The organism is Bacillus sp. S4, assembly GCF_040838205.1.
Classification (GTDB): Bacteria; Bacillota; Bacilli; order Bacillales; family Bacillaceae_G; genus Bacillus_A; species Bacillus_A cereus_U.
Genome location: NZ_JBFPJI010000210.1, coordinates 1 through 5,945, shown reverse-complemented (window position 1 = coordinate 5,945; position 5,945 = coordinate 1). Strand labels below are relative to the sequence as shown.

Here is a 5,945-nt window from a genome sequence, read left to right as displayed (position 1 = left end):
TTGTAATACAGTGAATACCACCGCCTAAAATATTAAGTGCTGTTGTATTTATCGTAATTACTTTTCTATCTGGGAAAATAGTTTCTAAAACTTTCTTGGCTTGTTCATCTTTTTCCTTAATTATTTCTGGTAACCCTTCTTTCCAATAACTTTGACCTAATACAATGCCATTTACAATAAGGAAATTACAATAACTAAGAGCTGGCTGCATTTTAATTTTTCCACTTGGGAATGGAGAACCATCTCTTAATGTATCAGTAGCACCTTCTAGTTCTTTACACCACTGCCATAGGTCATATATTTCATCTCCTGATTCTGCAGTTATATATACCGGTTCTGGACAAGGTATACGCACTATGTTAAATTTTTTACCGTTAATATCTGTAGCATTTTTTAACACTTCATATGCCTTATCTAAACATTCTTTTGTAATTTGAGCAGAATTTAGTTTCTCAGCTTCTTCTTCACTTACCTCTGCTAATAAAATAGTATTTTCATTTACAAAACGACACATTTCATCAATATGACCATTTGCAGATGCACTACGATATACGGGTTCTCCATCTACAACATCTAATATTCCATCTAACATTTCTTCATCATCAAAAGTAGCATGTGGGATCCAAATTACCTTTTCAAGATTGAATAATCTCTTAAATTCATCCTCAACTTGTTCTTTAGAATATTGAGGATTACGTTTTGTCACTTCAGTATCCTCAATTGTCATAAGCACTCCATTTCCATTGAATTCTTTATCTCCTCCCTCAGAAATAAGGTCAGAATTTACTATGTCAAAACACCCAAGTTCAATTGCCTGATGTGGTGCTATCTTAGCTGTCTCAAAAGAAGTTGGTTCTTTATCATCTGTCAATCCATACTGATTAAATTTAAAGTTTACAAGACGCATGTTACCGTTGTCATCTATAAGAATATCAGCACCATAATCACGAGCCCAACAACTTACATCTGCAAATTGAGTAAACTGAACTCTATCTATATCTATTCCAGCGTTTGATAGTGTTTTTTTACAAATTGTAATTGTTCCCTCTACACCACAGTTTACAAATACTTCAACTTCCCCAACAAGATTCTTTATAACCTCAACAAAAACATCGTGAACATTATATTCTTTGGCTGAATATGCTTCTGCAGGCCAACAAAGCATAACTGCTTTCTGCTTCTCAAATTCTCCAGCATATCTAAAAGCCTTTTCATTTTTATTATTCATTTTTCTATCTCCATTTCATAAAATTACAATTTGTATATATTAATGTTTTATACTTCTCCTTGAAGTTTAGATTCATTCATATTCCTTATAATAAGGTGTAGTGTTACACTATAGTCAATAGGGGGTTTATTATGAGTGAAAATAAAAAAATTCATTTTACAACGGGTGAATTTGCAAAACTTGTCGGTGTTTCAAAATATACACTTTTTCACTATGATAAGTTAGGAATTTTTTCTCCTGAATTAAAAGATGAGAATGAGTATAGATACTATTCTACTTTTCAAGTTGAACCATTCTTTGTTATATCTTCACTAAAAGAATTAGGAATGCCATTAAAAGAAATTAATAGTTATTTAAACGGAAGAAATCCAGAAAAACTAATATCTCTTTTAAATACACAGAATGAAAAAATTGATAAGGAAATCAATAGACTTGTTGTTATAAAAGAAGTAATTTCACAAAAAATAAAAACTACTCAATCTCTATTTAATATAAATAAGGAAAAAATTTTTATATCAACAGAAAAAAAGGAATTGCTGTTTCTTACAAATGCAATTCCCAATTCAGATCAACGAAGTATAACTATATCTTTTGCAAATCATATAAAACGTTGTGATGAGCACAATATTGCTTCTCGTTTTTCTGTAGGGCAAATGATTAATCTTAAAAATATAAGTAAAGGCAATTATGATTCATATAGCTTTTTTTATACAAAAATTTCATCACCATTGCCAGACGCTAATGTTTATTCAAAAAAAGAAGGTGACTACTTAACTGCTTACCATACAACTGGTTATGACTCAATAGAAGAAACCTATTTAAAAATGCTTGGATTTGCCAAAGAAAATAAGTTATTTTTAGATAACTATTTTTTTGAAGATGTCATTTTAGATGAATTATCGGTAACTGGATATGAAAACTTTGTTATAAAAATTTCTATTTTAATTAAGGAGTCTCACTAACATTTCAGAAATTTTGTACGCTAATGTTGTTTCATAAAGGGTATAGTTGATACTTTGATTTTGGAACGCCTTTGGTACTACTATTTAGTCTAGATTTAGTTTAAATGTGGCAGTTCCGTAAACGAACGCTAACGGTACATTCCTTTTGTATCAACGCTTATAGGGGTACCGCCACATCGCTATCAAGCTAAGGTTAGGAAAGGTCAGTTTCAGAAGGGAATTTTTTCTTTTTCTAAAAATCAGTGTAGATCGTTGGGAATTTTGCATATCAAATAAACCCTAACGGGGGTACGGAAACGATTCAAAGAATAACCCGCCACAACTGAAAAATTTTCCAATTTAGGCGGGTGTTTTTTCTTATATTTTATCTTGTAGTTTCCTATATAGGGGTACCGTACCGTCAGCATTTTTGAAAAAAGCCACGTTAAGGATTTGTGAGATGAAAAAAGCCGGCTTTTCCATTCTAGAGAAAAGTCGGCTCGGATTTATCGTTTTTTATTAAAAAAATCAAGAAACTATATTAATCTTTTTTAATTTATAGGAACTTGTAGTACGTAAATTTCTTCTTCAAGAACATCCATCTGAAGACGCAATGTTTTACATGCATCTTCTACAGCTTGATTATACACATGTGGTCCAATTTCTTTCATCATAAACTCCAATATATATTCAGCTTCAGTTGAACTTAAGTCTAGTTCGAACTTTTTATAAAAGAAATCCTCAAGACGTGCCTTTACCATCTCTTGATTCTCACGGGGTAATTTTTTTAATTTAGGCATTTAAATTCACTCCTATAAGTTATCTAATTAATTTTCGCACCATAACATTGTGCAACAGCTATTGCTTGTGCAGCATCTAGTCTTACATTTTTTAAATCAAAGGTTCTAAAATCTACTCTATTAACTGTTGCGCCCCGTAGATCAGCTCCTGAAAGCTTTGCTTTCCCTAATTGCGCACCGGTCAAATCAGCATCACGTAAATCTGATTTTTCTAAGTTACATTCATACAAGTCAGTTTCAACTAAGCGAATGGCCTTTAATTTTTGTTTACCTAAATTCGTGAAACGAAAGTTTGTATAAGACCAATCACCACCCTCGATTGTTATTCCGTTTAAATTCGCTTCTTCAAAATCGGAGCCAGTCATTTTACATTCCTCAAATTTTGAAACAAATAAATTCGCTCCAGCAAATTTACAATTGGCAAAGGTGGATCCTTTATGAATAGAAGCATTAAAGAACGTACCAGTAAAATCACATTCGATAAAGTTACAATTTTGCGTTAGAATCTCTGATGCATCTACACCTCTAAATCGACATTTGATAAAAGTACAGTTTCTTAACTCTTCTTCTTTTATATTAATTCCTCTGAAATCGATTTCTACATATTCATTATTTATATATTGAGTCATGTTTTAACCTCCTATGTTGCTACAATTCGTTTTTTTAGCTTTAAGATAAAACGAAATAGGTAGTCCAAGAATAGCAATAACAGTAGCTATTACAAATACATCATTAATACTAAGTGTAAATGCTTGTTGATGAATAGATAGAGCGCTCCCACTTAGCTTTTCTGTATGCACAACCATACGTGAAGCTAATATAGAAGTGAATATACCGATAGCAAGGGAGCCAAAACTTTGTCTTGTCCAATTATTAATAGAAGATGCGTGTCCAGATAAGTTTAAAGGAACTTCTTCCATTCCGGTATTACTAGCTGGCATGGTTGAAAAAGCAACTCCAATATTACGTATTGTCATCCAGAAAATCACAAAACCAGTAGAGGTATCAACTTTTAGGAAACTTAGTCCGAAAGTGCCAATGATAAGTAAAGTAATACCTGTCACAATCAGAGAAAATGCACCTATACGATGATACAATTTCCCTGCAACTACCATTGCTATTACCATCGCTATAGAAGGTGGAAGTAAAATTAGTCCTGTCTCTAAAGCAGACGCATGTTGAACGTTTTGTAGGAATAATGGCATTAAATAGGTGCCAGAATATAAACTAATCGTAAGAATACTACTTATGATAATGCTAATTGTGAACCGAGTATTTTGAAACACTCGAATATTGAGTAATGGAGAGGAATGATTTAGTTCCCACCAAATAAATATACCCAGTGTGATACTGCCAACACTTAGTAAAGATATGATTTGCCATGAAGCCCAGCCCCATTGATGCGCTTGACTGAATGCAACGATTAACATAAAGCTACTAAGAATAACAGTAATGAAACCTATAAAATCAAATGATTTAGGCGCTTGTAATCGGTAATATGGAATAAGTAACATCGTTAAGATCATTGCAATAATCCCAATAGGAATGTTCATTAAAAAGATCCATTTCCAACCTAATGTTTGAATAAGCCAGCCACTTAATGTTGGTCCAAGCGCTGGTGCTAATGTTGCTGAAATACTCCAAATGCTCATAGCAAGTGCTTGTTTTTCCTTTGCAATCACTTGATAAATAATCGCCATAGTTGTTGGCATAATTAAACCGCAGAACACACCTTGTAGAATACGAAACCCAATAAGAGATGATATGCTCCATGCGAATGCGCAAAGCCCTGAAAATAATGTAAAACCTAAAAGTGAGAAAAAGTACAAATATTTATAACTAAATTTGTCTCCTAGATAACCAGTAATTGGAGCAATAATGCCAGTCGCTAGTATGAAGCCTGTTAGTGTCCATTGAACAGAGTTAAGATCCGTTTGGAAATTTCTCATTATCTCAGGAATCGCAACATTAATGGTGCTCATATTTAAAATGGATAAAAATGAGCCCAAAAAAATCGCTATGATAATAGGTGTAAAGGATTCTGTATTACTTGTTGATTTATTCATATTTGTTTCCTCTTTGTAGTGCCTTTTGGAATATAGAATTCAACTGTTTTACTTCCTCAGATGATAAATCACTCCAAAGCGTTCTAATAATATCTTTTCCTGTTTCATCCATAACACTTAAATAAGCTAGTCCCTTAGAAGTAATGTGTAATAATATAAGGCGTCGATCTGATTCTGAGTGAACACGTTCTATATATCCTCCCTCCACTAGTTTTTTTGATAAATTTGTAATAGCGGGTAATGTAATTTTAAAGAATTGTGCTAACTCAGAACTACTCTTGCTACCTTCGTTTCTCAGAATTTCTAAAATTAAATATTGAGAAGTAGATATCCTAGCTTCTTTGGCTTCTGGTGGCTTTGTATAAGCCATTACAAATTTTCGAAGCACCAGTAAAGATGCTTCCTCAAGTTTTTTAAAATTCAAATCTTCATCATGGTTCATCATTCAATCACTCCTGTTATTAACTTCAAACATTTTAACGTTTCACATAATTAATCATTAAGATGTTTTAACTATTGTATAATATTATGCTTTATCCTGAATGTCAAATCCAATAAATTAGGGGTGCACATAGTTTGTATGTAGAAGTACATATATACCTAATACAACACAATTTAAAATAAGGTTAAAATGACTCAAAAACTCTTAGCGTGGTTTTTTTCCAAAATGCTGGCGATACCCCATGCCCATCAACTTAAGAATTCAGAATTACCTCAAAAAATGGAAATTCCTTAATGTTATCGTTTTGGTGTAGTTTCTTTTTATTAGGTTGATAGCGATGTAAGGAATAAAGTCGCGACGTTTGCCCCTTTGGATATGTTTATCTAATGGGTACGATTATTGAATATGAGCAATTGTGGCTATAAAACAAAGTTTGATAATATATAAAAAAATCTGATCGTTTAAAAT

At 32.4% G+C, this 5,945-nt stretch carries 6 protein-coding genes; 1 reads left to right on the top strand and 5 read right to left on the bottom strand.

Annotated elements, in window-relative coordinates; translation table 11 throughout:
* Positions 1-1,228 (bottom strand): agmatine deiminase family protein (locus AB3X48_RS16520; protein ID WP_367959743.1); only part of this gene is annotated, 1,228 nt, incomplete at its 3' end.
* 131 nt (positions 1,229-1,359) lie between these two features.
* Between AB3X48_RS16520 and AB3X48_RS16515 the strand changes: the two genes are divergently transcribed.
* Entirely contained in the window at positions 1,360-2,190 is an 831-nt protein-coding gene (locus AB3X48_RS16515; protein WP_087963139.1) for a MerR family transcriptional regulator, read from the top strand.
* Positions 2,191-2,720: 530 nt separating this feature from the next.
* On the opposite strand, the gene AB3X48_RS16510 is transcribed toward AB3X48_RS16515, so the two are convergent.
* From AB3X48_RS16510 to AB3X48_RS16495, 4 genes are read right to left on the bottom strand one after another with little or no spacing between them, the layout of a single operon-like run.
* Positions 2,721-2,969: a DUF2164 domain-containing protein gene (locus tag AB3X48_RS16510; RefSeq protein ID WP_070147204.1), complete on the bottom strand. Its 249-nt coding sequence runs from the start codon at positions 2,967-2,969 to the stop codon at positions 2,721-2,723.
* Between the two features lie 23 nt (positions 2,970-2,992).
* Entirely contained in the window at positions 2,993-3,598 is a 606-nt protein-coding gene (locus AB3X48_RS16505) for a pentapeptide repeat-containing protein (protein WP_087963140.1), read from the bottom strand.
* A gap of 3 nt (positions 3,599-3,601) precedes the next feature.
* Complete coding sequence (locus tag AB3X48_RS16500; protein ID WP_367959742.1) at positions 3,602-5,035, bottom strand: DHA2 family efflux MFS transporter permease subunit; 1,434 nt, start codon at positions 5,033-5,035, stop codon at positions 3,602-3,604.
* Positions 5,028-5,477: a MarR family winged helix-turn-helix transcriptional regulator gene (locus tag AB3X48_RS16495; protein ID WP_165497496.1), complete on the bottom strand. Its 450-nt coding sequence runs from the start codon at positions 5,475-5,477 to the stop codon at positions 5,028-5,030. Before AB3X48_RS16495 ends, AB3X48_RS16500 begins: the two co-directional genes overlap by 8 nt.
* Positions 5,478-5,945: the final 468 nt, after the last annotated feature.